This is a genomic window from Streptomyces sp. NBC_00490 (assembly GCF_036013645.1).
Classification (GTDB): domain Bacteria; phylum Actinomycetota; class Actinomycetes; order Streptomycetales; family Streptomycetaceae; genus Streptomyces; species Streptomyces canus_F.
In genome coordinates this window covers 1,565,137-1,590,225 of the sequence record NZ_CP107869.1, presented here as the reverse complement: position 1 = coordinate 1,590,225, position 25,089 = coordinate 1,565,137, and the positions used below count along the sequence as shown (strand labels likewise).

General features: G+C 72.1%; 23 protein-coding genes. 13 read left to right on the top strand and 10 right to left on the bottom strand.

The window, feature by feature from the left end; all coding sequences use genetic code 11:
• Positions 1–21 precede the first annotated feature (21 nt).
• The gene (locus tag OG381_RS07175) at positions 22–2,100 is read right to left on the bottom strand and encodes a SpoIIE family protein phosphatase (RefSeq protein ID WP_327715264.1); all 2,079 of its coding nucleotides are present in this window, start codon (positions 2,098–2,100) and stop codon (positions 22–24) included.
• A 302-nt stretch (positions 2,101–2,402) separates the two neighbouring features.
• On the opposite strand from OG381_RS07175, the gene OG381_RS07170 reads away from it, so the two are divergent.
• Positions 2,403–2,765, top strand: a complete 363-nt coding sequence (locus OG381_RS07170) for a hypothetical protein (protein ID WP_327715263.1) — start codon at positions 2,403–2,405, stop codon at positions 2,763–2,765.
• A gap of 28 nt (positions 2,766–2,793) precedes the next feature.
• Here OG381_RS07170 and OG381_RS07165 read toward each other — a convergent pair whose 3' ends face one another.
• Positions 2,794–3,930, bottom strand: coding sequence for a M20 family metallopeptidase (locus OG381_RS07165; protein WP_327715262.1), 1,137 nt, complete (start codon positions 3,928–3,930; stop codon positions 2,794–2,796).
• A gap of 118 nt (positions 3,931–4,048) precedes the next feature.
• Here OG381_RS07165 and OG381_RS07160 point away from each other — a divergent pair, with 118 nt between their 5' ends.
• Both OG381_RS07160 and OG381_RS07155 read left to right on the top strand, forming a co-directional pair.
• Entirely contained in the window at positions 4,049–6,064 is a 2,016-nt protein-coding gene (locus OG381_RS07160) for an NADPH-dependent 2,4-dienoyl-CoA reductase (RefSeq protein WP_327715261.1), read from the top strand.
• A gap of 23 nt (positions 6,065–6,087) precedes the next feature.
• Positions 6,088–6,636: a PadR family transcriptional regulator gene (locus OG381_RS07155; protein ID WP_327715260.1), complete on the top strand. Its 549-nt coding sequence runs from the start codon at positions 6,088–6,090 to the stop codon at positions 6,634–6,636.
• On the opposite strand, the gene OG381_RS07150 is transcribed toward OG381_RS07155, so the two are convergent.
• Positions 6,624–7,148, bottom strand: coding sequence for a hypothetical protein (locus OG381_RS07150; RefSeq protein ID WP_327715259.1), 525 nt, complete (start codon positions 7,146–7,148; stop codon positions 6,624–6,626). The two genes, OG381_RS07155 and OG381_RS07150, sit on opposite strands and share 13 nt — an antisense overlap.
• A gap of 166 nt (positions 7,149–7,314) precedes the next feature.
• The gene (locus OG381_RS07145) at positions 7,315–8,265 is read right to left on the bottom strand and encodes a fibronectin type III domain-containing protein (protein ID WP_327722406.1); all 951 of its coding nucleotides are present in this window, start codon (positions 8,263–8,265) and stop codon (positions 7,315–7,317) included.
• A gap of 431 nt (positions 8,266–8,696) precedes the next feature.
• Here OG381_RS07145 and OG381_RS07140 point away from each other — a divergent pair, with 431 nt between their 5' ends.
• A complete protein-coding gene (locus OG381_RS07140) occupies positions 8,697–9,398 on the top strand; it encodes a glycoside hydrolase family 75 protein (RefSeq protein WP_327715258.1) in 702 nt (233 codons plus the stop codon).
• Between the two features lie 2 nt (positions 9,399–9,400).
• Here the strand turns inward: OG381_RS07140 and OG381_RS07135 are convergent, their stop codons facing one another.
• From OG381_RS07135 to OG381_RS07120, 4 genes are all read right to left on the bottom strand, one after another.
• Positions 9,401–9,811, bottom strand: coding sequence for a PTS-dependent dihydroxyacetone kinase phosphotransferase subunit DhaM (locus OG381_RS07135; protein WP_327715257.1), 411 nt, complete (start codon positions 9,809–9,811; stop codon positions 9,401–9,403).
• Positions 9,804–10,403, bottom strand: coding sequence for a dihydroxyacetone kinase subunit DhaL (dhaL, locus tag OG381_RS07130; protein ID WP_327715256.1), 600 nt, complete (start codon positions 10,401–10,403; stop codon positions 9,804–9,806). The genes OG381_RS07135 and dhaL overlap by 8 nt, the downstream gene beginning before the upstream one ends.
• 47 nt (positions 10,404–10,450) lie before the next feature.
• Entirely contained in the window at positions 10,451–11,443 is a 993-nt protein-coding gene (gene dhaK, locus OG381_RS07125) for a dihydroxyacetone kinase subunit DhaK (protein ID WP_327715255.1), read from the bottom strand.
• A 110-nt stretch (positions 11,444–11,553) separates the two neighbouring features.
• Positions 11,554–11,919 carry a DUF6479 family protein gene (locus tag OG381_RS07120; RefSeq protein ID WP_327715254.1) on the bottom strand — a complete coding sequence of 122 codons (366 nt, stop codon included), beginning with the start codon at positions 11,917–11,919 and terminating at the stop codon, positions 11,554–11,556.
• A 106-nt stretch (positions 11,920–12,025) separates the two neighbouring features.
• Here OG381_RS07120 and OG381_RS07115 point away from each other — a divergent pair, with 106 nt between their 5' ends.
• Entirely contained in the window at positions 12,026–12,400 is a 375-nt protein-coding gene (locus OG381_RS07115) for a ferredoxin (protein WP_266896596.1), read from the top strand.
• A gap of 12 nt (positions 12,401–12,412) precedes the next feature.
• On the opposite strand, the gene OG381_RS07110 is transcribed toward OG381_RS07115, so the two are convergent.
• Positions 12,413–12,991, bottom strand: coding sequence for a histidine phosphatase family protein (locus OG381_RS07110; protein ID WP_327715253.1), 579 nt, complete (start codon positions 12,989–12,991; stop codon positions 12,413–12,415).
• A gap of 287 nt (positions 12,992–13,278) precedes the next feature.
• Between OG381_RS07110 and OG381_RS07105 the strand changes: the two genes are divergently transcribed.
• From OG381_RS07105 to OG381_RS07080, 6 genes are all read left to right on the top strand, one after another.
• Complete coding sequence (locus OG381_RS07105; protein WP_327715252.1) at positions 13,279–13,500, top strand: CbtB domain-containing protein; 222 nt, start codon at positions 13,279–13,281, stop codon at positions 13,498–13,500.
• 25 nt (positions 13,501–13,525) lie between these two features.
• Positions 13,526–14,287 carry a CbtA family protein gene (locus tag OG381_RS07100; RefSeq protein ID WP_307034516.1) on the top strand — a complete coding sequence of 254 codons (762 nt, stop codon included), beginning with the start codon at positions 13,526–13,528 and terminating at the stop codon, positions 14,285–14,287.
• Between the two features lie 140 nt (positions 14,288–14,427).
• Entirely contained in the window at positions 14,428–15,606 is a 1,179-nt protein-coding gene (locus OG381_RS07095; RefSeq protein ID WP_327715251.1) for an acyl-CoA dehydrogenase family protein, read from the top strand.
• A 10-nt stretch (positions 15,607–15,616) separates the two neighbouring features.
• Positions 15,617–16,459 (top strand): oxygenase MpaB family protein, encoded by an 843-nt coding sequence (locus tag OG381_RS07090; RefSeq protein ID WP_327715250.1) that lies wholly within the window; start codon positions 15,617–15,619, stop codon positions 16,457–16,459.
• A gap of 57 nt (positions 16,460–16,516) precedes the next feature.
• Positions 16,517–18,754 carry a serine/threonine-protein kinase gene (locus OG381_RS07085; protein WP_327715249.1) on the top strand — a complete coding sequence of 746 codons (2,238 nt, stop codon included), beginning with the start codon at positions 16,517–16,519 and terminating at the stop codon, positions 18,752–18,754.
• Between the two features lie 62 nt (positions 18,755–18,816).
• On the top strand, positions 18,817–20,385 hold the full coding sequence (locus OG381_RS07080) for a phytoene desaturase family protein (protein ID WP_327715248.1): 1,569 nt from the start codon (positions 18,817–18,819) through the stop codon (positions 20,383–20,385).
• Between the two features lie 194 nt (positions 20,386–20,579).
• On the opposite strand, the gene OG381_RS07075 is transcribed toward OG381_RS07080, so the two are convergent.
• Positions 20,580–22,337: a serine hydrolase gene (locus OG381_RS07075; protein WP_327715247.1), complete on the bottom strand. Its 1,758-nt coding sequence runs from the start codon at positions 22,335–22,337 to the stop codon at positions 20,580–20,582.
• 85 nt (positions 22,338–22,422) lie between these two features.
• On the opposite strand from OG381_RS07075, the gene OG381_RS07070 reads away from it, so the two are divergent.
• A complete protein-coding gene (locus OG381_RS07070; protein ID WP_327715246.1) occupies positions 22,423–23,532 on the top strand; it encodes an NAD(P)H-dependent flavin oxidoreductase in 1,110 nt (369 codons plus the stop codon).
• A complete protein-coding gene (locus OG381_RS07065; RefSeq protein WP_327715245.1) occupies positions 23,529–25,082 on the top strand; it encodes an acyl-CoA synthetase in 1,554 nt (517 codons plus the stop codon). The genes OG381_RS07070 and OG381_RS07065 overlap by 4 nt, the downstream gene beginning before the upstream one ends.
• Positions 25,083–25,089 lie beyond the last annotated feature (7 nt).

Here is a 25,089-nt window from a genome sequence, read left to right as displayed (position 1 = left end):
GGTTCCTGTGCATCGGGAAGGTCAACCCGGCGTCTGCGCGCGGGCGATGAGCAGCGCCACGTCGTCGGAGTTGTCCGGCTGGTGCAGGGTGCGCAGCAGGAGGTCGCACACCTCCTCCAGGGGGCGGTCCGGGCCGTCGAGGAGGTCCAGGAGCGCGTCCAGGCGTTCGTCGAGGGGGTGTTGGCGGGTCTCGACGAGACCGTCCGTGTAGAACACCAGCCGGTCGCCGGGTTCCAGGTCGACGGTCGTGGTGGAGAAGGCGACCCCGCCCACGCCCAGCGGCGCCCCGGTGGGCAGGTCGAGGAGTTCCGGCTTGCGTCCCGAGCGGAGGCGGACGGGCGGCAGGTGCCCGGCGTTGGCGATCCGGCACTGGCGCAGCTGCGGGTCGTGGACGGCGTAGACGCAGGTGGCGATGGAGTCCTCGAGGTCCTGGGTGATCCGGTCGAGGTGCTCCAGGAGCCGGGCCGGTTCCAGGTTCAGGGAGGCCAGGGTGTTCGTCGCGGTGCGCAGCCGGCCCATGGTCGCGGCGGCGTTGATGCCGCTGCCCATCACGTCGCCCACGACCAGCGCGGTCCTGCGGCCGTCGAGGGGGATCACGTCGAACCAGTCGCCCCCGACCTCGGCGGTCGCCCCCGCGGGCTGGTAGCGGGAGGCGACCTCCAGGCCGCCCGTCACCGGCGGATGGCTGGGCAGCAGACTGCGCTGGAGGGTCAGGGCGGTGTCGCGGGCGTTCTGGTACCAGCGGGCGTTGTCGATCTGCACGGCCGCCCGGGACGCCAGCTCCCGGGCCAGCAGCAGGTCGTCCTCGCTGAACGGCAGCGGATTGCGGGTGCGTTTGAGGTCGAGGGCGCCGAGCACCTCGCCGCGCGCGATGAGCGGCACGGCCAGATACGAGTGGACGCCCGCGCGGGCCAGCTGTCCCGCCGCCTCGGGGGAGCGGGCGATGCGGGGCAGGTCGGCCTCCGCGACCTCGGCCACCATGACCGGCTGTCCCGTGCGCACGCACTCGGTGACCAGACGGTCGGCGCCGTACCGGGCGACCTGCCCGGGCGGGTCGGCGGCGCTGAGGGCCTCCGAGGGGTGGTCCGCCTGGACGGCGAGGGCACGGATCACGGCCGGCTCGGTGGGACCGAGGATGCTGCGCCTGCCCTCCATCACCGCGTCCAACAGATCCACGGCGGCGATGTCGGCGAGCTCCGGCACGGCGACCTCGGCCAGCTCACGGGCCGTGCGGTCCAGCTCCAGAGTGGTGCCGATACGGACGGAGGCGTCCGCGATGACGGCGAGACGCCGCCGGGCCGCTTCCGCCGCGACGGCCGCCCGGTGCTGCTCGGTGATGTCCACCACCGAGACGGCGACGCCCAGCACGGTGCCGACCGTGTCCTCCAGCCGGTACAGCGAGACGGACCAGGCATGGTCCTCGTCCGGGTCGGCCGGGGTACGGCCCAGGGTGTGCTGGTCGACGAGCGGGCGACCGGTCTCCAGCACCCCGCGTGCCGCCGCCTCCACGCCTTCGACGTCGATCTGCGGCAGGACCTCGCCCATGGTCCGGCCGATGTGTTCCTCGGCCGGGACGCCGTTGAGCCGTTCGAGTTCCGGGTTGACCGTGACGTACCGCAGATCGGTGTCCAGGACGGCGAGCCCGATGGGGGACTGGGAGATCATCCGCGTCGACAGCGCCACGTCCCGTTCCAGGCCGCGCACGGTGTTCTGGTCGGCCGCGAGCCCCAGCGCGTACACGTCCCCGCGGTCGTCGAGGAGGCGCATGTTGCGGAACTCCACCAGCCGCGTGCTGCCGTCCTTGCGCCGGATCGGAAAGGCACCGGCCCAGCCCTCGCCCGTGACCATGACGTCGGCGAACAGCTTGATGACCAGGTCGAGGTACTGCTCGTGGACCATGATCCGGGCGGCGAACTGCCCCAGCGCCTCGCGTGCCGAGTAGCCGAACAGCTCCTCGGCCTGCGGACTCCACAGCACGATCCTGCCCTCGGCGTCCAGGACGACCGAGGCCACGCCCAGCACGTCGAGCAGTCCGCTGGGCCGTATGGCCCCGCGCACCGGCCCGTCGCCCTCGGCGACCGGAGACCCGGTTGCACTCATCGCACGCACCGCCTTCGACCGTCCACACGGCACGTCGTCCCCCGTGCCGACTCCCCTGTTGTACCGCGCTCAACCGTCGCCGGGGCGCCCGCGGCGCCCTCCTCCACCATCCCTCAACACGCCGGAGAACGTCCGGCGACGGTAGCAGCGCGGCACCTCCGCCCTTGGTCTGCGCATGGTCAATGCGCCGGGAGCCGAGGTCCTCACTGGTCCCGTCGACGCAGTGGTGCTTTTCTGGGATGTGGCGCGGTTCGCGGGGAACCCGTGGTTACCGCGCCATCGCCACGAGAGGAGCCATCGTGATGGACCGATCGCATGAGGAGTCCGTCTCCATCGAGATCAGCGGTTGCAGCAAGGAGGACGCCCGGATCGTGTTCGACACGCTGTCCACGTGCTTCGAGTCCGACCGGGGTGCCGACGAGGTGCCGCAGCAGCTGCACGAGTCACGGCCCATGGTGTGGCTCGGGACGTTCGAGGTCACCGACGCGCGCTCGTGCCCGCCGCCCGCGAGGCTGTCGTCCTCCGTGGAGGCCGACGCGCAGGGCGGCTACTGGGCCATCGAGCGGTTGCGCACCACGCTGGACTCCATGTTCACGGTGCGTGAACTGTCCTCGGCGTCCGGGGACCAGGAGCGGGAACTGCACGTTCGTCTGGAGAGCCGCTGAACCGGAAAGCCGCGGACGGGTCGTCGTCTCACCGCGGCCCGCCGGCCAGGAGGCCGGACACCGTCTCGCGGTAGACGGCGAACACCGTCGGCAGGTCCGCGAGACACGCGCGTTCGTCCGTGCCGTGCAGACCCTCGTACCGCACGCCGAACCCCGCCGTGGCCGGGATTCCCTCCGCCGCGAGCAGGTTGCCGATGTTGGAAGGGCCCGCCGTCTTCGCCCGGACCGTCAGCCCCGCACTGCGGGTCGCGTCCAGGAGCGCGGCGGCGGGCTGCTCGTCCGCGGCGAGACGGAAGGGCGGCCAGGAGGCCACCGGAGTGACCGTGGCCGGTGTGCCCAGCTCCGCCGCCGGCGCGCGGACCAGGGCCTCCGCCGCTCGGGCGTCGAAGGTGGGCGTCGTGCGGATGTCCACGCCCACCTCGCACCGGTCCGGCACCACCGAGAAGCCCTCGCCGCCCCGGATCGAGGTCACCGTCAGCTTCGGCGGAAGCGGGAACTCCCCGTGGGCGCCCGGTAGTTCGCTCTCCTCCAGGAGCCGTACGAGCCGCGCCGCACGGGACACCGCACCGGGCGTCGTACGCCTCGATCCCGAGTGCCCCGACTCCGCGTGCACCGCGATCGTCGCCCGCCAGAACCCCCGCCCGCCGACCACCACCTCGGCCGGCCCGGGGTAGCCGATCATCACCCCCGCCGGGCGCACCGCCGCCGGATCGGCGAGATAGGCGCGGGCGCCGCCGAAGCCGCCGGTGTGCTCGTCGACGTCCAGCAGGACCGCGAGCCCGCCGCGGAACGTACGGCCGTGCAGCTCCGCCGCGATGGCGCAGAACATCGCCGCCGCGAGCTTCGAGTCGGCCGCTCCCCGCCCCCGCAGCCAGCCGTCCACCACGTCCCCGCAGTCCGGCGGGAACGACCAGGCCCCCTCGTCGCCGTAGGGGGCGGTGTCCACGCAGGCGTCGAGCGCCCACCAGGGTCCGGGCAGGCCGCCCGGGACCTCCACCAGCAGGCCGGTGAGGCTGCCCGCGTCGTCGTACAGGCGTCGGTGCGGCAGCTCCCGCGTGGCCAGCCAGCCCTCCAGAACGCCCAGGACGGGGGCGTAGTCGTCGATTCCGCCGCGGCTCGGGCGGCGGATCAGCTGCTGGGCGAGTTCGACGATCTCCGCGGTCATGGGGCCACTGTGCCCGAGGGTGTCCCGTGTCACGCACCCCCGATTATGCAACTAGTTGCAAAAGGCGGCCGTCGTCCTCTACAACAGAAGCCACGACACCCGCCCACGGAGGGGCCCCATGAGCCGTTACCCGCACCTGCTGAGCCCGCTGGACCTGGGCTTCACCACGCTGCCCAACCGGGTCCTCATGGGCTCCATGCACGTCGGTCTGGAGGAGGCCGAGCGCGGCTTCGAGCGGATGGCGGCGTTCTACGCGGCACGCGCGCGTGGCGGAGTGGGCCTGATCGTCACCGGCGGCATCGCGCCCAACGAGGCGGGACGGCCCTACGACGGCGGCGCGAAGCTCACCACCGAGGCGGAGGCCGAGCAGCACCGGGAGATCACCGAGGCCGTGCACCGCGAGGGCGGCCGCATCGCGATGCAGATCCTGCACTTCGGCCGGTACGCCTACCACGAGGGCCTCGTCGCGCCGAGCCCGATCCAGGCGCCGATCAGCTGGTTCCCGCCCCGCGAGCTCACCGACGCCGAGGTCGAGCAGACCATCGACGACTACGCCCGCGCCGCCACTCTGGCCAGGCGGGCCGGTTACGACGGTGTCGAGATCATGGGCTCCGAGGGTTACCTCATCAACGAGTTCATCGCCACGCAGACCAACCACCGCACCGACCGCTGGGGCGGGTCGTACGAGAACCGCATGCGGTTCCCCGTGGAGATCGTGCGGCGGGTGCGCGAGGCCGTCGGCGAGGACTTCATCATCATCTACCGCCTGTCCATGCTGGATCTCGTCCCCGGCGGCTCCACCCACGACGAGGTCGTCACGCTCGCCAAGGCCGTCGAGGCGGCCGGCGCGACCATCATCAACACCGGTATCGGCTGGCACGAGGCCCGCATCCCCACCATCGCCACGTCGGTGCCGCGCGGCGCCTACACCTGGGTGACCAAGAAACTCATGGGCGAGGTCGGCATCCCCCTCGTCACCACCAACCGCATCAACACCCCCGAGGTCGCCGAGGAGCTGCTCGCCGACGGGTACGCGGACATGGTGTCGATGGCCCGCCCGATGCTCGCCGACCCCGACTTCGTCACCAAGGCCGCGGCGGGCACGCCCGAGGCCATCAACACCTGCATCGGCTGCAACCAGGCCTGCCTCGACCACACCTTCAGCGGTCAGATCACCTCCTGCCTGGTCAACCCGCGCGCCTGCCACGAGACCGAGCTGGTGCTGTCGCCGACCCGGCTGCGCAAGCGGGTCGCGGTCGTCGGCGCGGGCCCGGCCGGACTCGCCTGCGCCGTGAGCGCCGCCGAACGCGGTCACGACGTGACGCTCTTCGACGCCGCGAGCGAGATCGGCGGCCAGCTCAACGTCGCCCGCCAGGTCCCCGGCAAGCAGGAGTTCGACGAGACCATCCGCTACTTCCGCCACCAGCTCGACCGGCACGGCGTCGACGTACGGCTGAACACCTGGGCCGCCGCCGCGGACCTCGCCGCCTTCGACGAGGTCGTCGTCGCCACCGGCGTCACCCCCCGCACCCCCGACATCCCCGGTGTCGACCACCCGAGCGTCGTCGGCTACCTCGACGTCCTGCGCGACCGCGTCCCCGTCGGCCGGCGGGTCGCCGTCCTCGGCGCGGGCGGCATCGGCTTCGACGTCGCCGAGTTCCTCACCGACGGCGGCGACAAGGCGCACGAGGACCCGGCGACGTACTTCCGCCTCTGGGGCGTCGACATGGACCACACCGGCCCCGGCGGACTCACCGCCCCCGAGCGCCCCGCACCGCCGCGCACCGTGCATCTGCTCCAGCGCAAGACCACCAAGGTCGGCGCGGGGCTCGGCAAGACCACCGGCTGGATCCACCGCACCGAACTCAAGCACCGCGGCGTCACCATGGTCCCGGGCGTGCGCTACGACCGGATCGACGACGCCGGTCTCCATGTCACCGTCGGCGAGGAGAGCACGGTCCTGGAGGTCGACACCATCGTCCTGTGCACCGGACAGGAGCCGCGCCGCGACCTGTACGAGGCGCTGGTCACCGCCGGCGTGAGCGCCCACCTCATCGGCGGCGCCGACGTGGCCGCCGAACTGGACGCCAAGCGGGCCATCAAGCAGGGCACCGAGGTCGCGGCCGCCCTCTAGGGGGCCGTCCCTAGGATGACTCCATGTCACTCCCGCACGCGATCCTCACCGCCCTGCTGGAAAGGCCGTCCTCGGGGCTGGAGCTGACCCGCCGTTTCGACAAGTCGATCGGCTACTTCTGGTCGGCGACGCATCAGCAGATCTATCGCGAGCTGGGAAAACTCGAGGCGGAGGGCCACATCCGGGCTCTTGCGCCGGAGCAGCCGGCCCGTGGGCAGAAGAAGCGGTACGAGGTGCTGCCGGCGGGCCGCGACGAACTGGCCCGCTGGACCGCCGCGTCCCAGGACCCCAAGCAGTACCGCGACAGCCTGTTCCTGCGGCTGCGGGCGGCGGCCGTGGTCGGCACCGAGGGCATCGAGGCCGATCTGCGCCGCCATCTGGAGGTGCACGGCAGGCAGCTCGCCGAGTACGAGGAGATCGAGAAGCGGGACTTCCCGCCCGGGAAGGACAGCCCGCAGGACCGGTTGCAGCACCTGATCCTGCGGGCGGGTATCGACCTGGAGACCTTCTGGACGCGGTGGCTCACCCACGCGCTGGAGGAGTTCGCCGAGCTGCCCGATCAGAGCCGGTAGGGCTTGGCGCGACGGCGCAGGAACCAGGCCGCCGCGATCCCGCCGATCCCGACGAGGGCGGCACCTGCACCCAGGGTGAGCGGACCGTAGTCCTCGGCGGCACCGCCGAGGCCGCCCATGACGCCGCGCGACGGGGAGGCCGTGGCGGAGATCGTGGGGGTGGTCGTCGTCGAGACGATGACCGACTGGGTGCCCGCCGTGCTGTTGTTCGCGCACATCACGATGACGGTGTAGGTGCCGGGGCTCACGTTCGACCAGGCGGCCGACTGCAGGGACGTCGTCCCCGATAGCGTCACCTGACGGCCCTGGGCGAAGTTCGCCTGGCCGCTGTTCAGGAGCGAGGCGGCGCCCCAGCTGCCGTTCACCTGGCTGCAGGCGCTGGTCGTGACGGACACCGTGGATCCGGTGGTGCTGACGGAAATCCCCGAAGCCGCGGCCGCCGGTACGGCGGCCAGCGCGACGGCGGCGGCAGCGGTCAGGCCGGAGCGGAGGAGAAGCTGAGTAGTACGCATGGACTGCCCTCCGGCGGCACGGTTGGCGGTACATCCGTAGCGCCGCCGAGGTCGGGAATCGCCCGTGCGCCTCAGGGGCAGCCAACGTGCCCGCGGGCCGGAGCGCACCCTGACCGCCTCCGGGCAGGTGACGGATTCCTTCGTACGGCCCAGACGCGAGGTGCCGTCACGGCTCCCCGGCGCCGGTCGTCACCGTCCGCTCCGCCGAGAACCCGCCCCAGGTCCCGTCCGGCAGCCTGGCCCGGATCCGCACCCGCTGGGTGATCCCGGCGTCCCGGCCCGCATAGAAGCTGTACGTCGCCCGGCCGCTCGGCGGGTTCCCGCCGAACACCAGGGAGGTGGCCGGACGGCCGTCCAGGTGGACCTGGTACTCCGTGACCACGCCGTCCGCGCGCGGCGGGACCCAGGAGAGGTCGAGGTAGTACGCCCCGTCGTCGCCGAGACGCGTCCTCGCGCGGAAGCCGGTGGGCGCCGTGCCGCGACCGTCGTCGGTGCCCGGGGCGGTGGTGAGGCGGACGGTGCCGCTCGCCGGGGAGACGTTGCCGGCCGCGTCCCGGGCGCGCACGGTGAAGGCGTAGCGGGTGCCCGGCCGCAGCCCCGTCACCACCGTCGCCGTCTGGTTTCCCCCGACGCTGTGGATCTTCGCGGCGCCCTGGTGGATGTCGTACGACAGCACACCCCGGTCGTCCGAGGACGCGGACCAGGACAGCTGTACGGCCCGGCTGCCGATCACCCGGCCCTGCGGCCTCCCGGGCGCTGTCGGCGCCGAACCGTCCGCCGTCACGGCCGCCGGTGTGGTGGCGCGGGCCTCCCGGCTGCTCGGGCCCACCTGCCCGTCGGTGCCCCGGGCCCGCACGGTGAAGACGTATGTGGTGGACGGCCTGAGCCTGGTGACGTCCACCATGTGCGCGGAACCCGGTACCTCCTTCACCTTCGTGGTGCCGCGATACACCTCGTAGGCCGTGACGTCCCCGTCGGTCGCGTTCCACATGACGTGCACGCTGGTCGCGCTGCCGGCCACGGCGGTGATGCCCGCGGGTGCCGCGGGGAGGCGGCGGGCCTCGCCGTCGCCGCTCCAGGCGCAGGAGGCGAGGAGCGTGAGCACTCCGCAGAACATTGCGCACAGTGCCCCGCGGAGTGCTGCGGGGAGTGCGAGAGCACGGCGCACGAGCGGCCTCCCCGGGGACGGTATTGGTCCGGACCAATATGGCGCCGTCGGCGGGAGAACATCAAGAGGGCCGTCGTGGGTGACCGGAGGGAACGGTTACGTATGCTGAAGCTCCTCGCGGTCGAACTCCCCTTGAGGGATCGGGAGTTCGTGCCGTTGGCGCGGGCCGCTGTCGTCGCTGTTCCCGCGCCGGACGCGGGCGGCCGGGCGGCCGGAGCCGACGCGGGCTCAGGCGCCCGGCCCCTGTCGCCAGTTCGGGGACACGCGCCACCGACCAGGGGATGTGCACCGTCCGGCCCCCTATCGGTGGCCGCTTGATCGGAACAGCAGCAGATTTGGCTGAGTGTCCGTCAATGTCCCCCAGGAGAGGGTCCCTCATCGTGCGTGTGCAGTCACTGACGCTGGTCGCGGCTGGCGCCGCCCTGCTCGCCGCTCCGACGATGTCGCCCACTGTCGAGCCGACGGCCCGGCAGGAGCCGGTGGCCGCTCGGCACGAGGGCGACGTCCGGGCCGCCGATCTGCTGGCCAAGGTACGTGACTGCGCCCAGGTCTCGCGCGGCCGGTACCGCAGCGACGACGGCCGGCCCGCGACCGTCCGCGTCTGCGGCACCCGGGAGGCCGTCTTCTGGAAGGCGGACATGGACATCGACTGCGACGGCCGGCCGGGCCTGCGCTGCAACCGCAGTACCGACCCGTCCTTCAGCGCCGCCACCGCCTACCAGCAGTCCGACGGCCGCCAGCTGAACGCCGAACGCCTCCCGTACATCGTCGTGCCCACCCCGAGCGCCATCTGGGACTACCGCGCGAGCGGCGTGCGCGGCGGCTCGGTCGCCGCCGTCATCCACCGGAACCGGGTGCAGTACGCGGTGGTCGGCGACGTGGGCCCGCGCGACATCATCGGCGAGGCCTCCTACGCCAGCGCCGAGGCGCTCGGCATCGATCCCGACCCGCGCGTCGGCGGCACGGCCTCCGGGGTCACCTACATCGTCTTCAAGGATTCGCAGGTGAAACCCATCCAGGACCATGCCGCCGCCATCGCGACGGGGGAGCGGCTGGCCCGCCTCTTCGTGCGCGGGGGCTGACCTCAGGTCTTGCGGTAGGTGTAGGCCTCCGCGGCCGCCGCCTCCACCGCCGCCAGGTCGGCGCCCGTCGACGCGGTGACCACCGCCGCCACCGCGCCCTCCACGAACGGCGCGTCCACCAGACGGGTGTCGTCCGGGAGTTCGTCGCCCTCGGCGAGCAGCGCCTTCACGGTGAGCACCGCGCTGCCGAGATCGGTCAGGATCGCGACCCCGGCACCGCGGTCCACCGAGGCGGCGGCCGCGGCGATGAGTTCCGAGCTCGTGCCCAGCCCGCCGCCCTCGGTGCCGCCCGCCGGCGCGACGGGTACCGCGACACCAGGGCCCGCCAGCCCCTTGGCGAGCTCCGCCACCGACGCGGCCACGTCCGCGCTGTGCGAGACCAGCACGATCCCGACGAGCTTGCCGTCACTCACCGTCGGCCTCCACGAGCCCCGCGATCAGCAGAGCGGCCGAGGTGGCCCCGGGATCCTGGTGCCCGATGCTGCGCTCACCGAGATAGCTCGCCCGCCCCTTGCGGGCCTGCAACGGCGTCGTCGCCAGCGCGCCCTCCTCGGCGGCGGCCCGTGCCGCGACGAAGCCGTCGCCGAGCGCGTCCACAGCCGGCACAAGCGCGTCGATCATGGTCTTGTCGCCGGGCGCGGCACCACCCAGCGCCATCACCGCGTCCACCCCGGCCCGCAGCGCCTCGCCGAACCGGTCCTCACTCACCTCGGCGTCCTCCCCGAGCGCCTTGCCGGTCCGCCGCAGCAGCGTGCCGTACAGCGGCCCGGACGCCCCGCCCACCGTGGAGATGAGCTGCCGTCCGGCGAGCGTCAGCACCGCACCCGGCGTGTCCGGCGCCTCCTTCTCCAGCACCGCCGTCACGGCGCGGAACCCCCGCAGCAGATTGCTGCCGTGATCGGCGTCCCCGATGGGCGAGTCGAGGTCCGTCAGCCGTTCCGCCTCACGTTCGACGGACGCGGCGGTCGCTGTCATCCAGCGGCGGAAGAAGTCGGCGTCGAGCACTGGATCTCCTTGCGTGGTAGGTGCGTTGACTGCCCGGTGCCGTCGGCTCACATGCCCCAGCGCAGCCCCGCGGTCTTCACCGGCTCGTCCCACAGTCGCAGGAGTTCCTCGTCGATCTGGCACAGGCTGACCGAGGCGCCCGCCATGTCGAGGGAGGTGACGTAGTTGCCGACCAGCGTGCGGGCCACCGCCACGCCCCGGGCGGTGAGCACCCGCATCACCTCGGCGTTGAACCCGTACAGCTCCAGCAGCGGGGTCGCTCCCAAGCCGTTGACCAGCAGCAGGACCGGGTTGCGCGGGTTCAGGTCCTCCAGGATCGCGTTCACCGCGAAGTCGGCGATCTCGCCGGAGGTCATCATCGACCGCCGCTCCCGGCCCGGCTCGCCGTGGATGCCGATGCCCAGCTCCAGCTCCCCGTCGGGCAGGTCGAAGGTGGGGCTGCCCTTGGCGTACGTGGTGCACGCGCTCAGCGCGACGCCGAAGCTGCGGGAGTTCTCGTTGACCTGACGGGCGATCGACTCCACCCGCTCCAGCGGCTGGCCCTCCTCCGCCGCGGCGCCCGCGATCTTCTCCACGAACAGGGTGGCGCCCGTGCCGCGCCGACCCGCCGTGTAGAGGCTGTCGGTGACCGCCACGTCATCGTTGACCAGCACCTTGGCGACCTGGACGCCCTCGTCCTCGGCGAGTTCGGCGGCCATGTCGAAGTTGAGGACGTCACCCGTGTAGTTCTTCACGATGAACAGCACGCCGGCCCCGCTGTCCACGGCGGCCGCCGCCCGCACCATCTGGTCCGGGACCGGGGAGGTGAACACCTCACCGGGGCACGCCGCCGACAGCATGCCGGGGCCCACGAAACCCCCGTGCAGCGGCTCGTGCCCGGAGCCGCCGCCGGAGATCAGGCCGACCTTGCCGGCCACGGGGGCGTCCCGCCGTACGATCACGCGGTTCTCGACATCCACGGTGAGTTCGGGATGGGCGGCCGCCAGGCCTCGCAGGGCGTCCGCGACAACGCTCTCCGGGACGTTGATCAACATCTTCATGGAGGACCTCCTGGTGGCCGAAAGGCTGCTCCTGGCAGTATCGGTGTTCAGAAGGCCCGGGTCACGGGGGCGAAGGGGCCGGGTGCGTCGTACGGCGTGCGGTGCGGGGGTCAGCGGCCGCCGGGGCCGCCGCTGCCGAAGGAACCGCCGCTGCCCTCGCTCCACTGGGGCCGTTCCTTCTCCGGGCCGGTCCGGCTGGAGGAATTGCCGAACGCGGGGGACTCGTGCGGGGTCATCCGGTGATCGCTCCGGGGCACCTCGTCGGGCTCCCGGTTCTCCACGACCTCACGGACGGGTCCGCCCTCCGGCAGCCGTGGCTGCTCCTCGGGGGTCGGCGGCGGGAGCTCGCGGCGACGTAGCCGGGAACCCAGCCAGAAGGCACCGATCAGCAACGTCACGACCACGACACCAGCGACGATCAGCCCGACGCCGACAGCGCCGCGGCCCGCGGCCACGTCCATCCATGCAGTAGTCATGGCACGCGAGTACCCCTCGCGTGCCGCATGAACCACAACCGAAAATCCGGCCGCACCCCTGGCGAACACCGGGTTTGACACGATGCACGGCGGCTACCCGCGCGGTGTGACAACGACGACGACGCAGCAGGAGCTCTTCCGATTCCTGGAGGACCGCTTCGCGTGTGCGCAGGCGTGCACCGAGTGTGCCCGGGCGTGCGCGCTGCGGGCGAGCCTCGTGGATCCGGACGGGACCGAGCAACAGGAACTCGTACGACGCAAGGGCATCATGTGCGCGGAGGTCTGCGACGCGACCTGCCGGCTGCTGTCCGAGCAGAACCGACTGGACGAGAACGGCATCCGCGTCCAGCTTGAGTGGTGCCGGACGGTGTGCCTGGAGACCGCGCACGCCTTCGACGGGCTGCCGGGCGGTGAAGAGGGCGCGAAAGCCTGCCGGACGTGCGCGCAGGCCTGCACGGACTTCATGGTCACTCTGCACTGACCAGGTCCGGCCTCAGTCTCGGCCTCGGCCGAGGGGGTGCCCCAGGCGTACGTTCCAGCGCCCTGCCCGGCCGCTGAGCTCGACGGCCGTCAGCGGCGGGACGTCCGCACGCCAGAACGCCGACTCCGGTGCGCCGAGCGCCCGGACGACCGCCGCGCGCACGATCTCGGGCTCGGCCACGGCGACGGTGAGCCCCTCCGCCTGGGCCACCGTCTCCAGCCATGAGCCGACCCGGTCGCACACCGCGCGCACCGATTCCCCGCCGTGCGGCGCGGAGTCGGGGTCGGACAGCCAACGCGCCAGCGCCTGCGGCTCCTCGGCGCTCACCGCGGCCAACGTCGAGCCGCGCCACCGTCCGGCGTCCAGAGCCGCCAGCAACACGGCGTCCGCGGCGTCGAGTCCGAGCGCGGCGGCCGTCTCGCGGCAGCGCACGGTGGGGGAGCGGACGATCCGTTCCGCCACCGGGAGCGAGCCCGCCGCGGCCTCGGCGAGGCGTCGGCCGGACGCGTCGAGGGAGCAGCCGTCATCGAATCGGGCCTCCCGCAGCGCCTTGGTGACCGCCGGTGAGATCAACGTCACTCGGCTCGTCATATGCCCGTTCCCCGGCTCAACAGCCCCTCCAAGATCGGTATTTGACGGGCCGAACGGCCCTCGGTGAGCGCTCGGGGTGCTCCCGTGCGCTCTTGGCCGCACCTCTCCCACGCGGTACCGTCTCGTCGATATCGACGACGGTTCGGTGGAAGCCGGTGGGATTCCGGCACGGTCGCGCCACTGTATGCCGGGAACGCCCTTCGGGTGCGGGCCGGGTGAGTCAGACCCGCCCCGTCGTCCTGTGCACCACTGACACGGGACGCGAGTTCCCCCAGGAGGTACCTGCCATGGCGCAGTCCGTCGCCCAGCCGACCACCGGTTCCACCGCGGTACCAGCGAAACTCCCGATCGGCGCCATCGCCCCCTGGGCGGTCTTCTTCGGCGTGCTGATGCTGGTCCTGCTCTACTTCGTCGGCGCCGAACAGGGCGCCACCTCCCTCATCTCCGGTGAGGGGGTCCATGAGTGGGTGCACGACGCCCGCCACCTGCTCGGCTTCCCCTGCCACTGACAGCGACGAGGAAGCCCTCCTGCGCATGAACTCCGCAACTGTCAGAAACCTACTGGTCCGCGGCATGCTCGCGGGCCTCGCCGCGGGCCTGGCCGCCCTCGTCGTCGCGTACTTCCTGGGCGAACCGCGCGTCGACCGGGCCATCGCCTTCGAGGAGGCCCACGCCCACGAGCACGGCGGCGAGGAACTCGTCAGCCGCACCCTGCAGTCCACCGCGGGCCTGTCCACCGGCGTCCTCGTCTACGGGGTCGCCTTCGGCGGCATCGCGGCGCTCGCGTACTGCTTCGCGCTGGGCCGGATCGGTCGCTTCGGGCCGCGTGCGAGCGCGCTGCTCCTGGCGGCCGCCGGACTGGTCTGCGTCTACGTCGTCCCGTTCCTGAAGTACCCGGCCAACCCGCCGGCCGTGGGCGACCCCGACACCCTCGACCAGCGCACCGCGCTGTTCTTCCTGATGATCGTGCTCAGCGTGCTGCTGGCGATCGGGACGGTCATCCTGGGCAAGCGCCTCGCGCCGCGCCTGGGCAACTGGAACGCCACCGTCGCGGCGGGCGCGTTCTTCGTCCTCGCGGTCGGTCTGGCGTATGCCTTCCTGCCGTCGTTCAGCGAGGTCCCGGAGCACTTCCCGGCCGGCCTCCTGTGGCAGTACCGGCTTGCCGCCCTCGCCGTCCAGGTGACCCTGTGGACCTCCTTCGGGCTGGTCTTCGGGCTGCTGGCGGAGCGGCTGCTGGCTCCGAGGACGGCTGCGGAGAAGGCCGCCGGCGCGCGGCCGGCTCCCGTGGCCCACTGAGCGGTTCAGGCGTCACCGCACCGACGAAAGGGCCCCCGGTACTCCGGGGGCCCTTTCGTGTGCCCTCGCCATTCCCAATTTCTGGAACACGTTCTACCGTGTGCGCCGACAGGACCGGTCCCGGGGAGCCTGGAGGCGCCGTGCATCTCGAATACACGCCCGAGCAGCAGCGGCTGCGCACCGAACTGCGCGCCTACTTCGCCGAGCTGGTGCCCGAGGACTCGCTCGCCCGCCACGGCGACCGGCGGGAGCAGAAGCGCTACTACCGCGACATCATCCGGCGGCTCGGCGCGGACCAGTGGCTCGGCGTGGGCTGGCCCAAGGAGTACGGCGGACGCGGGCTGAGCGCGATCGAGCAGTTCATCTTCTTCGACGAGGCCGCCCAGGCCGGTGTGCCGCTGCCGCTCATGGCACTGAACACCGTCGGGCCGACCATCATGCAGTTCGGCACCGACGAGCAGAAGGCGTACTTCCTGCCCAAGATCCTCTCCGGCGAGATCGACTTCGCGATCGGCTACAGCGAGCCCGACGCGGGCACCGACCTGGCTTCGCTGAAGACGCGCGCGGTGCGCGACGGTGACCAGTACGTCGTCAACGGCCAGAAGATCTGGACGACCAACGGCGACACCGCCGACTGGGTCTGGCTCGCGACCCGTACCGACCCGGCAGCCCCGCCCCACAAGGGCATCACCATGCTGCTGGTGCCGACCACCGAGCCCGGCTACTCCTGCACCGTCATCAACACCCTCGCCGGTCACGACACCACGGCCAGCTACTACGAGGACATCCGCGTCCCCGTCTCCCGCCGCGTCGGCGCCGAGAACCAGGGCTGGCGGCTGATCACCAACCAGCTCAACCACGAACGCGTCACCCTCGCCGCCCACGGCACCATGGCGATCCGCGCCCTGCACGACGTCCAGCGGTGGGCCACGGAGACCAAGCTCGCCGACGGCCGCCGCGTCGTCGACCTGCCCTGGGTGCGCCGCCTCCTCGCCCGGACCCACACCAGGCTGGACGCCCTCAAGCTCCTCAACTGGCAGATGGTCAGCGCGGTCCAGGACGGCACCCTCACCCCGCAGGACGCCTCCGCGGTCAAGGTGTACGGCTCCGAGGCCCGCCGCGACGCCTACGCCTGGCTGATGGAGATCGTCGGCGCGGCGGGCGCCCTGAAGGAGGGCTCCGCGGGCACGGTGCTCCACGGGGAGCTGGAACGCGGCTACCGCTCGGCCGTGATCTTCACCTTCGGCGGCGGCAACAACGAGATCCAGCGGGAGATCATCTCGTGGATCGGTCTGGGGATGCCGAGGGTACGGCGTTAGCCTTCGTGGCATGGGTGATCCCGGACTGTTCACACCGAAGTCGGTGACCTGGCAGATGCACGGCGACCCGATGATGTGGGTCGCCGGTGTCCGCGCGCTCTATTTCCAGGCCCTGCACCCGCGTGCGGTGCGCGGGGTCATGCAGAACTCCGACTTCCGCAAGGACGCCTGGGGCCGGCTGCTGCGTACCGCGAACTTCGTCGGCACCATCAGCTACGGCACCACCGAGGCGGCGGAGAAGGCGGGGGCCCGCGTCCGGAAGATCCACACCATGCTGTCGGCCGTCGACCCGGACACGGGGGAGCGGTACGGCGTCGACGAACCCGAGCTGCTGCTGTGGGTGCACTGCGCGGAGATCGACTCCTATCTGGGGGTCGCGCGCCGCTCCGGATTCCGGCTCACCGACGAACTGGCCGACCGCTACATAGCCGAACAGCGGGTCAGCGCCCGCCTGGTGGGCCTCGACCCGGACGCCGTACCCGCCGACCAGGCCGAACTGGCCGCCTACTTCGACAAGGTGCGCCCCGAACTCGCCGTCGGACCCGAGGCGCGCGCCGTGGACGACTTCCTGCTCCGCCCGCCGACGCACCCCCTCCTCGTCCCGGCGCGCGAGGTGCTGTGGCGGCGCGTGGCACAACTGGCGTACGCCGCTCTGCCGCCGTACGCCCACGAGCTGTACGGCAGACCGGCCCCGAAACCCGCCACCGTCACCCGCCAGTTGCGTGCCACAGGCACCCTTCTGCGCTGTGTCCCCGCACGTCTACGCTGGCAACTCCCGCCCAAACACATCCTCCGGGCCATGTCACGGCTCGGCCCCGGCTCCCGCCCGGCCCCGTACAAAGTGGGTGGATAGCTCGCCATACTGGACGGGCCAGGGGCGGGGCGAGACCATCGGGGGCGATCGCAGCAGATGGGGGACAGCAAGCTGATCCAGGGCCGCTACCGGCTGCTCGACCTGATCGGGCGCGGCGGCATGGGCGAGGTGTGGCGCGCGCGCGACGAGTCGCTGGGCCGTCGTGTCGCCGTGAAGTGCCTCAAGCCGCTGGGTCCGTCCCAAGACCAGTCCTTCACCCGGGTGCTGCGCGAGCGGTTCCGCCGGGAGGCCCGGGTGGCCGCCGCCCTCCAGCACCGCGGGGTCACCGTCGTCCATGACTTCGGGGAGTCCGACGGGATCCTCTACCTCGTCATGGAGTTGCTGGAGGGCCGCAACCTCAGCCAGCTCCTGGAGGACAACAAGCATCACCCGCTGCCCGTCGCGGACGTCGTGGAGATCGCCGACCAGGTGGCGGCGGCCCTCGCCTACACCCACCAACAGGGCATCGTGCACCGCGACCTGAAGCCCGCGAACATCATGCGGCTCACCGACGGCACGGTGAAGATCTGCGACTTCGGCATCGCCCGCCTCGGGCACGACATCGGCTTCACCTCCCGTCTCACCGGCACCGGCATCGCCATGGGCACCCCGCACTACATGTCGCCCGAGCAGATCGGCGGCTCCGAGGTCGACCAGCGCAGCGACCTGTACTCGCTGGGGTGCGTGCTGTACGAGATCGCCACCGGGGTACCGCCGTTCGACCTCGACGACGCCTGGGCGATCCTCGTCGGCCACCGCGACACCCCGCCCCGCCCGCCGCGCAGCCACCGCGCGGAGGTCCCGGCGTACCTCGAGAAGATCATCCTGGACCTGCTGGCCAAGCTGCCCGAGCAACGCCCGCACGACGCCCGCGAGGTGGGGCGCCGCATCGGCCTGGGGCGTACGACCCCGACGTACGTGCCCACCGTGGTGACACCCCAGCCGACGCTCAGGCCCGAACCCGCCGCCCGCGCGGCCGTGCTGCCGTCCTGGACCCGTGGCATGACCACCGGCCACAAGGCCACCGGCGCCGGCCTCGCCGCCACGCCACCGGACGCCGGGGCGGGGCTCACCGGCGAGTGGATCGCCCGGCCCGCCACCGGACGGCAGGTCGGGGAATCCGGCCCCGACGACCCGGCCGCCCCGCCCCCGGAGGCCCTCACCGCCCTGACCGGGCGCCACAACGCGGGGCTCAGCCTGGGCCGGCTGGGCCGCTGGGCGGAGGCCGGCGAGGTGCACCGCGCGGTGGCCGCCGAGCGTGAGCACCTGCTCGGCCCCGACCACCCGGACACCCTCGCCAGCCGCTACGAGGTCGCCTTCACCCTCAGCCGCACCGGCCGCGCCGCCGACGCCCTGCGCGAGTACAAGCACGTCGCGCGCAGCCGCAGTCTCTCCCTCGGCCCGGACCACCCCGACACCCTCGCCGCCCGCCAGGAAATGGCCTATGTGCTGGGCCAGTTGGGCCGCCACTTCGACGCCCACCAGGTCTACACGTCCGTCCTCGCCGCCCGTGAGCGCACGATGGGCGCCGACCACCCCGACGCCCTGCGCTGCCGCCACAACCTCGCCTTCAACCTCAGCCGGCTCGGCCGCCTGGAGGACTCCTACCGCATGGCCTGCGACGTCGCGGCGGCCCGCGCCCGCGTGCTGGGCCCCACTCACCCCGACACTCTGGTGACCCGCTACGAAGTCGCTTACGCGCTGGGCCAGTTGGGGCGCTGGCCGGAAGCCCTGCAGACCTACCACGAGGTCGCCGAGGCCCGCGCCCAGGCGCTCGGCCCCGACCACCCCGACACCCTCGCAGCCCGCTACGAGGTCGGCATCAGCCTCGGCCGCCTCGGCCGCAGCACGGAGGCGCTCCAGCTCTACCGTGACCTGATCGACGACCGCACCCGCGTCCACGGCCCCGCCCACCCCGAGACCCTCCGCGCCCGCCACGGCCTCGGCGTCAACCTCGGCCGCCTCGGCCGCTGGGAGGAGGCCCTCGCCGAGTCCCGCGACGTGTGCGCCATCCGCGAGCGCGTCCTGGGCCCGGAGCACCCCGACACCCTGGTCAGCCGCCGCGAGGTCGCCGTGGGTCTGGGCTGGCTGGGCCGCTGGGCCGACGCCCTCACCGAGTACCGCAGAGTCGCCGCCGCCCGCGAACGCGTCCTCGGCGCCGACCACCCCGACACCCTCGCCAGCCGCAACGACGAGGCCCACTGCCTGGAACAGCTCGGCCGTGGCGCCGAGGCCGTGGAGCTGTACCGGAGGGTGGCGGTGCTGCGACAGCAGCGGGCGTCCCAGGGACCCTGACCCCGCCGCCGTACCGCCGTACACCCCTGGCCGCCGGTGATCATCGCGTGTTACGAAGAGACATGCCTGCACTCGAGGGACACACGTACGACGCCGTGATCGTCGGCGGCGGTCACAACGGCCTCGTCGCCGCCGCCTACCTGGCCCGGGCCGGACGCTCCGTCCTGGTCCTGGAACGCCTCGACCGCACCGGCGGCGCCGCGATCTCCAGCCGGCCCTTCACCGGCGTCGACGCACGGCTGTCGCGCTACTCGTACCTGGTCAGCCTGCTCCCGAAGAAGATCGTCCGAGATCTCGGCCTGACCTTCCGGGTCCGCAAGCGCACCATCTCCTCGTACACCCCCGTCGAACGCGACGGACAGCCCACCGGCCTCCTGGTGGGCGGCGGCGAGCGACGCACCCGCGAGGCCTTCGAGCGCCTGACGGGCGGGAAGCAGGAGTACGAGGCCTGGCAGCGCTTCTACGCCACGACCGGCCGCGTCGCCGAACGGGTCTTCCCGACCCTCACCGAACCGCTGCCCACGCGGGACGAGCTGCGGCGCCGGGTGGACGACGAGGAGGCCTGGCGGGCGCTGTTCGAGGAGCCGATCGGTGTGACGGTGGAGGACCGTTTCGCCGATGACCTGGTCCGGGGTGTCGTCCTCACGGATGCCCTGATCGGCACCTTCGCCGACGCCCACGACCCCTCGCTGAAGCAGAACCGCTGCTTCCTCTACCACGTGATCGGCGGCGGCACCGGTGACTGGGATGTTCCCGTCGGTGGCATGGGCGCCCTCACCGACGCGCTGGCCGGCGCCGCGCGCGACGCGGGTGCCGTCATCGCCACCGGGCACGAGGCGGTGCGGATCGCCACGGACGGTCGTATGGCGGAGGTCGCGTTTCGGACGGCCGAGGGGGAGGGGACGGTGGCCGCCCGGCACGTCCTGGTGAACGCCTCCCCGCAGGCACTGGCGGACCTGACCGGCGATGAGCCGCCCGCCCCCGCGGAGGGCGCGCAGCTCAAGGTGAACATGCTGCTCAAGCGGCTGCCCCGGCTGCGGGACAGCGCCGTCGATCCGCGCGCGGCGTTCTCCGGCACCTTCCACATCGCGGAGGGGTACGAACAGCTCGCCGCTGCCCACGCCCAGGCAGCGGCCGGTGAACTGCCCGCGGCCCCGCCGTCCGAGATCTACTGCCACTCGCTCACGGATCCGACGATCCTCGGCCCGGAGCTGGTGGAGCAGGGCTACCAGACGCTGACGCTGTTCGGCCTGCACACACCTGCGCGGCTCTTCGAGGCGGACAACGACGGTGTCCGCGAGGAGCTGGTGAAGTCGACGCTCGCCCAGCTCGACGCCCAGCTCGCCGAGCCGCTGGCCGACTGTCTGGCCGTCGACGCGGAGGGGCGGCCCTGCATCGAGGCGAAGACGCCCCTCGATCTGGAACGGGATCTGCGACTGCCCCGGGGGAACATCTTCCACCGGGACCTGTCCTGGCCGTACGCCCAGGAGGGGGCCGGGCGATGGGGCGTGGAGACGCGACATGGGAACGTGCTGCTGTGCGGGGCGGGTGCGGTTCGTGGCGGCGGGGTCAGCGGGGTGCCGGGGCACAATGCGGCGATGGTGGTGCTGGAGGGGACGGACGGGGGCTAGGCCGTTGCTTGCAGCCGGCCTGATCCGCCGGACAGGCCCTGGGCGGGGTGCTGACGGTGGCGTCCCGCCGAGCGGTGTAGCCATATCGGCCGGGTGGCTCCGCTCAGGGCCGAGGTGGGGATAGCCGGCCGGCTCACCCGGCCGGAGCGCGTGCTGCTCGCGGGCGTAAGCACCCCGATTACTGACGGATGCCTTCAGTCGGCGGCCGGAACCCATCCCACGGCGGTGATCCGTTCGGCGTCGCTCGAGCGCGTCTCGTCGAAGAGGAGGCCGTCGGCGGCGCCCACGCGCAGTCCGTTGACGTACGCTCCACGGCCGACGTACGAGCGGTCGGTCGTGTACCGCCAGCGCAGGGCCAGTCGAGGGTGCGCCGGCAGATCCGCCGTGAGCCGGTGCCACACACGGCCCGACCAGCCGGTGACCGTGCCCGTCGGGTGCGTCTCGGCGGGCCGTGTGGTCGTGAACGGGACCGGCTGCCAGGTCGCCCCGTCGTCCGTCGTCGCCTCCAACGCGAGGGCGTCCGCCTGGGGTTCGGTGTCCCACCACAGTGCGCACCGCAGCCGTGCGCCGCCGGACGACGTGTCGAGCGCCGGCAAGGTGAGCGTGGCCGTCGTGGCGCTCGCCATGCCGGAGAACCAGGCGTCGCGGCCGTACCGCGGGCGTACTGGAACGGCGCGCGCCAGGTGGTTCGCGGCGGCCACCCGGGGAGCGGAGCCGGAGCGCCAACTCCGCACCGGGTGCACCGAGTTGCCCAGCACGATCAGGAACGAGTCCGTCGTCGGGTCCAGGACCAGCGACGTGCCGGTGAAGCCCGTGTGCCCGGCCGTGCGCGGTGTCGCCATCGCGCCCATGTACCAGTGCTGGTAGAGCTCGAAGCCGAGCCCGTGTTCGTCCCCCGGGAACGCGGTGTTGAAGTCGGTGAACATCAGCTCCACGGACTCGCGACGCAGGATGCGGGCCCGGCCGTAGGAGCCCCCGTTGAGCAGCGTCCTGCCGAGGACCGCCAGGTCCCAGGCGCAGGAGAAGACGCCCGCGTGGCCCGCGACTCCGCCCAGGCTGAACGCGTTCTCGTCGTGCACCTCACCCCACACCAGTCCTCGGTCGAGGCCGGACCAGGGCTTGCGTGCGTCTTCTGTCGCCGCGATCCCCGGTTTCCAGGAGGCGGGCGGGTTGAAGCGGGTGCGGCGCATGCCGAGCGGGGCGGTGATCTCGTCGTGGAGGAGTGTGTCCAGGGCGCGGCCGGTGATCTTCTCCAGGACCAGTTGGAGGGAGATCAGGTTGAGGTCGGAGTAGAGGTACTTCGTGCCCGGCGGGTTGAGCGGTGCCTCGTTCCAGATGAGCTGGAGCTTCTCCTCGTACGTCGGTGCGTTGTAGAGCGGGATCCAGGCGCGGAACCCCGAGGTGTGCGTGAGGAGCTGACGGATCGTGATGCCCTGCTTGCCCGCGCCGGCGAACTCCGGGAGGTACGCGGCGACCCTGCCCTCCAGCTCCAGCGCGCCCCGCTCGATCTGCTGCACCGCGAGGATGGAGGTGAACAGCTTGGACACCGAGGCCAGGTCGAAGACGGTGTCCTCGGCCATGGGGATGCGGTCCTCGGGCGGGAACTCGACGCCGGTGTCGGTCTTCTCGTCGTACGCCGAGTAGCGCACGGCCATGCCGATCGGCCGGTGCAGCGCCACGGTGTCGCCGCGTCCGGCGAGCAGCACGGCGCCCGCGTACCAGGGGTGCTTGGGGGAGGGAGCGAGGAACGTCTCGGCGTCGGTGACCAGTTGGCGCAGGTGGGCGGCGAGGAGGCCGGCCTGCGCCGGGGTGCCGTGGCGCAGTGTGCCGCGGCTGGTGGACGCGGCCGCGGGCCCGGCGGGGAAGGGGGCGATGGCCAGCGCGCCCCCCAAGGCAAGGGCTCTTCGGGTGATGTGACGGCGGGTCAGTCCGGTGGACACCTCATCAGTCATCGTGGAACTCTAACCCGGCGACTGAATCTGACGGAGCATCAGAAAACCCCTTCCGTCCTCCGGAGGACTGCGGCATCCTGCGCCCATGCAGACGGAGCTGAGCAAGAAACTGGGAGTCGAGCACGCCATCTTCGGCTTCACGCCGTTCCCCGCCGTCGCTGCGGCCATCAGCCGGGCCGGCGGCTTCGGCGTGCTCGGCGCGGTCCGCTACACCGCCCCCGACGACCTCAAACGCGACCTCGACTGGATCGAGGCCCATGTCGAGGGCAGGCCGTACGGGCTGGACGTCGTCATGCCCGCCAAGAAGGTCGAGGGGGTGACCGAGGCCGAGGTCGAGGCCATGATCCCCGAGGGACACCGGCAGTACGTCAAGGACACCCTCGCCAAGTACGGCGTGCCCGAACTGGCCGAGGGGGACGTGTCCGGCTGGCGGATCACCGGGTGGATGGAGCAGGTCGCCCGCAACCAGCTCGACGTCGCCTTCGACTATCCGATCAAGCTGCTCGCCAACGCCCTCGGCTCGCCGCCCGCGGATGTCGTGGACCGCGCACATGACCGGGGCGTGCTCGTCGCCGCGCTCGCGGGCAGCGCCCGGCACGCCGTCAAGCACAAGGAAGGCGGCATCGACATCGTCGTCGCGCAGGGCTACGAGGCGGGCGGACACACCGGCGAGATCGCCTCGATGGTGCTGACCCCCGAGGTCGTCGACGCCGTCGACCCGCTGCCGGTACTGGCCGCGGGCGGCATCGGCAGCGGACGGCAGGTGGCGGCCGCGCTGGCGCTCGGCGCCCAGGGTGTGTGGCTGGGCTCGTTGTGGCTCACCTGCACCGAGGCCGAGATGTCCTCGCCCGCGGTGACGCGGAAGCTGCTGGAGGCGGGCTCCGGCGACACGGTCCGCTCGCGCGCCCTGACCGGGAAACCCGCACGCCAGCTGCGGACCGAGTGGACGGACGCCTGGGACGACCCGAACGGCCCCGGCACCCTGCCCATGCCCCTCCAGGGCCTGCTCGTCGCCGATGCCCTCACACGCATCCAGAAATACGAGGTCGAGCCCCTGCTCGGCACCCCCGTCGGACAGATCGTCGGCCGGATGAACAGCGAACGCAGTGTCCAGGCCGTCTTCGACGACCTCACCCGCGGCTTCGAGCAGGCCGTCGACCACGTCAACCGCATCGCCGGAAGGAGCGGCCAGTGACGAGCACACCCCCGCCCGGCTTCTGGGCCCAGGCCACCGCCGACCCCGACCGCACCGTCCTCGTCGCCCCCGACGGCGAGAAATGGACCGCCGGCCGGCTGCACGCCGCCGCCAACCGCCTCGTCCACGGTCTGCGCGCCGCCGGCATGGAGCGCGGGGACGCCTTCGCGGTCGTCCTGCCCAACGGCGTCGACTTCTTCACCGCCCATCTCGCCGCCACCCAGGCCGGGTTCTACCTCGTCCCGATCAACCACCACTTCGTGGGCCCGGAGATCGCCTGGATCGTCGCCGACTCCGGCGCCAAGGTCTTCCTCGCCCACGAGCGCTTCGCCGGCCCCGCCCGCCAGGCCGCCGACGAGGCCGGCCTGCCCGCCACCCACCGGTATGCGATCGGCGAGGTCGAGGGCTTCCGCCCGTACGCCGAACTCCTCGAAGGGCAGCCGGAGTCGGCGCCCGAGGACCGCACCCTCGGCTGGGTCATGAACTACACGTCGGGCACCACAGGACGCCCCCGCGGCATCCGTCGCCCGCTGCCCGGCAAGCTCCCCGAGGAGGCCTACCTCGGCGGCTTCCTCGGCATCTTCGGCATCAGGCCCTACGACGACAACGTGCACCTCGTCTGCTCGCCGCTCTACCACACGGCGGTGCTCCAGTTCGCGAGCGCGTCCCTGCACATCGGCCACCGTCTGGTGCTGATGGACAAGTGGACGCCCGAGGAGATGCTCCGGCTGATCGACCAGGAGCGATGCACCCACACGCACATGGTCCCGACCCAGTTCCACCGCCTGCTGGCGCTGCCGCAGGACATCAGGGCGCGCTACGACGTCTCCGCCATGCGGCACGCCATCCACGGCGCCGCGCCCTGCCCCGACCATGTGAAGCGGGCGATGCTCGACTGGTGGGGGCCCTGTGTGGAGGAGTACTACGCGGCCAGCGAGGGCGGCGGCGCCTTCGCCACCGCGGAGGACTGGCTGAAGAAGCCGGGCACGGTCGGAAAGGCCTGGCCCATCAGCGAGTTGGCGATCTTCGACGACGACGGCAACCGGCTGCCGCCCGGTGAACTGGGCACCGTGTACCTGAAGATGAACACCGGCGGGTTCTCGTACCACAAGGACGAGACGAAGACGAAGAAGAACCGCATAGGCGACTTCTTCACCGTCGGTGATCTCGGCCTCCTGGACGAGGACGGCTATCTCTTCCTCCGCGACCGCAAGATCGACATGATCATCTCGGGCGGGGTCAACATCTATCCCGCCGAGATCGAGTCCGTCCTGCTCCAGCACCCCGCGGTCGCCGACGCCGCCGCCTTCGGCATCCCGCACGACGACTGGGGCGAGGAGGTCAAGGCGGTCGTGGAACCGGCCCCGGGCCACGAACCCGGACCGGACCTGGCCGCCGACGTCCTCGCCCACTGCGCGGGCCGGCTCGCCGGCTACAAGTGTCCGAAGACGGTCGACTTCATCACCGAGATGCCCCGCGACCCCAACGGCAAGCTGTACAAGCGACGGCTGCGGGACCCGTACTGGGAGGGCCGCGTCCGCCAGGTGTGAACCCCTG

Coding starts and splice junctions, on each gene's coding strand:
- OG381_RS07090 (WP_327715250.1), top strand. CDS start 15,617: ATGGGTGATCCCGGACTGTTCACACCGAAGTCGGTGACCTGGCAGATG.
- OG381_RS07165 (WP_327715262.1), bottom strand. CDS start 3,930: ATGACCGCGGAGATCGTCGAACTCGCCCAGCAGCTGATCCGCCGCCCG.
- OG381_RS07170 (WP_327715263.1), top strand. CDS start 2,403: ATGGACCGATCGCATGAGGAGTCCGTCTCCATCGAGATCAGCGGTTGC.
- OG381_RS07160 (WP_327715261.1), top strand. CDS start 4,049: ATGAGCCGTTACCCGCACCTGCTGAGCCCGCTGGACCTGGGCTTCACC.
- OG381_RS07075 (WP_327715247.1), bottom strand. CDS start 22,337: ATGACTGATGAGGTGTCCACCGGACTGACCCGCCGTCACATCACCCGA.
- OG381_RS07105 (WP_327715252.1), top strand. CDS start 13,279: ATGGCGCAGTCCGTCGCCCAGCCGACCACCGGTTCCACCGCGGTACCA.
- OG381_RS07080 (WP_327715248.1), top strand. CDS start 18,817: ATGCCTGCACTCGAGGGACACACGTACGACGCCGTGATCGTCGGCGGC.
- OG381_RS07100 (WP_307034516.1), top strand. CDS start 13,526: ATGAACTCCGCAACTGTCAGAAACCTACTGGTCCGCGGCATGCTCGCG.
- OG381_RS07070 (WP_327715246.1), top strand. CDS start 22,423: ATGCAGACGGAGCTGAGCAAGAAACTGGGAGTCGAGCACGCCATCTTC.
- OG381_RS07155 (WP_327715260.1), top strand. CDS start 6,088: ATGTCACTCCCGCACGCGATCCTCACCGCCCTGCTGGAAAGGCCGTCC.
- OG381_RS07120 (WP_327715254.1), bottom strand. CDS start 11,919: ATGACTACTGCATGGATGGACGTGGCCGCGGGCCGCGGCGCTGTCGGC.
- OG381_RS07175 (WP_327715264.1), bottom strand. CDS start 2,100: ATGAGTGCAACCGGGTCTCCGGTCGCCGAGGGCGACGGGCCGGTGCGC.
- OG381_RS07110 (WP_327715253.1), bottom strand. CDS start 12,991: ATGACGAGCCGAGTGACGTTGATCTCACCGGCGGTCACCAAGGCGCTG.
- OG381_RS07145 (WP_327722406.1), bottom strand. CDS start 8,265: ATGTTCTGCGGAGTGCTCACGCTCCTCGCCTCCTGCGCCTGGAGCGGC.
- dhaK (WP_327715255.1), bottom strand. CDS start 11,443: ATGAAGATGTTGATCAACGTCCCGGAGAGCGTTGTCGCGGACGCCCTG.
- OG381_RS07085 (WP_327715249.1), top strand. CDS start 16,517: ATGGGGGACAGCAAGCTGATCCAGGGCCGCTACCGGCTGCTCGACCTG.
- OG381_RS07150 (WP_327715259.1), bottom strand. CDS start 7,148: ATGCGTACTACTCAGCTTCTCCTCCGCTCCGGCCTGACCGCTGCCGCC.